The sequence below is a fragment of the Nocardia cerradoensis NBRC 101014 genome, from assembly GCF_000308535.1.
GTDB lineage: Bacteria > Actinomycetota > Actinomycetes > Mycobacteriales > Mycobacteriaceae > Nocardia > Nocardia cerradoensis.
The window spans coordinates 1-1892 of sequence record NZ_BAFW01000298.1; the positions used below are offsets into that span (position 1 = coordinate 1).

2 protein-coding genes are annotated in these 1892 nt (G+C 68.0%); both read right to left on the minus strand.

Annotation, left to right across the window (positions count from 1 at the left end; genetic code table 11):
• Positions 1-119 precede the first annotated feature (119 nt).
• On the minus strand, positions 120-944 hold the full coding sequence (locus ON23_RS28045; protein WP_039781915.1) for a hypothetical protein: 825 nt from the start codon (positions 942-944) through the stop codon (positions 120-122).
• A 2-nt stretch (positions 945-946) separates the two neighbouring features.
• The coding region (locus ON23_RS28050; RefSeq protein ID WP_051043481.1) for a hypothetical protein at positions 947-1892 on the minus strand (946 nt) is incomplete at its 5' end.

The window sequence follows — 1892 nt, forward strand, 5'->3', positions numbered from 1 at the left end:
ATGGACGGTGAGTGCGGTGACCGCCACCGCGCTGCCGACGACGACCAGGGCGGCGACGACCCTGATGCCGGCGACGAGCCCGAGCCGGGTCGTACGAGTGGACATCGGATGCATTCTCCTTATTTGCTCGGTGGCGCAACCGAATTCGGCTGAGCTGCGGCGGGCTCGAACACGCCCTCGAGATGCCAGACGCCGGTGAACCCGTTGAACGGACCGCCGACGATCAGGCTGGTCCACTGCAGGGTGAACGCGCGCGTCGCGGCGTCGTAGGTTCCCGTTGCCGAAGGACCCTGCGGTGCACCGGATCTGGGCTGATCGAACCATTTCTGTGCGACCCAGTCCCACACCTTCTGCGCCTGCTGGGCGCCGGCCACCTGGGCGTCCTGGCGCTCCGGCGGCTTCGGTGCGCCCTGGTTGAATTCCTGGTCGTTCCAGGAGGCGGCCCACGAGGACAGGTCGGCGGTGAGGGTGCCGTCGTTGTTCACCACCGTCGGCGGCGCCACGGTGCGCTGGGTCTGTGGATCGGTCGGATTGGTGGAGACGCCGAATTCCACGGCGAAGAACTTGGTCGGTTTCGTGATCGCCGCCGCCAGTGAATTGCCGCCCGAGAACCCGGGATTCGGTTCGCTCTGGAATCCACCCGTGCGCAGGCCACCGCCGCTACCGGGTTCGAGCAGCGTGGTCGAACCGCCCTGCACCGGCGAGTCACCGTTGGGCATGTACGGACCCTTGTCCGGTGTACCGCCAGGCTGCACCATGCGGAACCAGGTGCCGGTCACCGTATTGCCTTGCGCCGCACCGGGTGTCAAGCGGAACAGGCCGACCAACTGCTGCGGTGCTCCGGCCGGCCGGTCGGAGTGGTCTTCGGCGGAGCAACCGGCCGAGACCAGCGCGGCGAGCACCAGTGCGGCGGCCGGTACCACGACCCGGCGGTGAAGGGACATCCTCATGCGCGCTCTCCCGAATCTCTCGTGCGATCACCGGTCCGCAGGCCCCACACCGAGGCGGCGACCACGACGACTCCGGGAATCAGGAAGAACCACCCGAGACCACGAAAAGCGGTGAATCCCAGAGGTTTCGTCGAATCGTTCAACGCCGCCACCGCATCGAACCGGGCGACGTTGTCGTTCATCGCGCCGATCAGCGCGGCGAAGTGCGAGGTCATCGGCTGCCATCGCTGCTCGAGCGCGGTGATCGCGCTGAGGTCGGCGTCGGGACGAGCGGCCCGCACGTCGCCGGTGAAACGGCTGTTCAGCTCGCCGTCGGCAGCGACGAGCGTGACGAAATAGCCCTGGACCTTGCGCACCTCGTCGTGGGTGAGCACCGGACGGAAGCCGTCGATCAGCGGCTGCCCCGCCGACGTCGCGGTGAACAAGCCTCCCGCCAGCGAGATCGTGATCAACGCCAGTCCCACCAGCGCCGCCGAGATCCGCCATCCCGGCGCGCGATTCCCCGCTTCCGCGCGCCGCAGGCCGAACACCCCCGTCGCCACGAGCGCCAGACCGGCGAGTGCGAGCAACCAGGGCAGCGTGCCCAGCGGCGGCAGATCGGCGACGCGCTGATAGTCGCCGCGGTTGTGGTCGATGGAATCGAGCGTGCCGCTCAGATCGGCTCGAATGCCGGGATAGTCGCGGACGAATGCGTCGATCCGATCGTAGGAGCCGGATCCGATCCCCTGCGAGCGCAGCGTGAGGACGTTCGTGCGAGCGGCGTCGAGCACCGCGAGATCGCTGCGATAGCCATCGATACTCGACGAGGTGACGAAGGGCGCGAAGCTGCCGATCATGGCCTCCCCCTTGACTGCTCGCGGAAACATCCCGGTGAACAGCGGCGCGAGCACGAGAATCACGCCGACTGCGACGATGACCGCGAACGGTGACCGCGGCGCCGCA

Excerpts from the sequence above, each read along its gene's own strand:
- ON23_RS28045 (WP_039781915.1), bottom strand. The coding sequence starts at position 944 with ATGTCCCTTCACCGCCGGGTCGTGGTACCGGCCGCCGCACTGGTGCTC.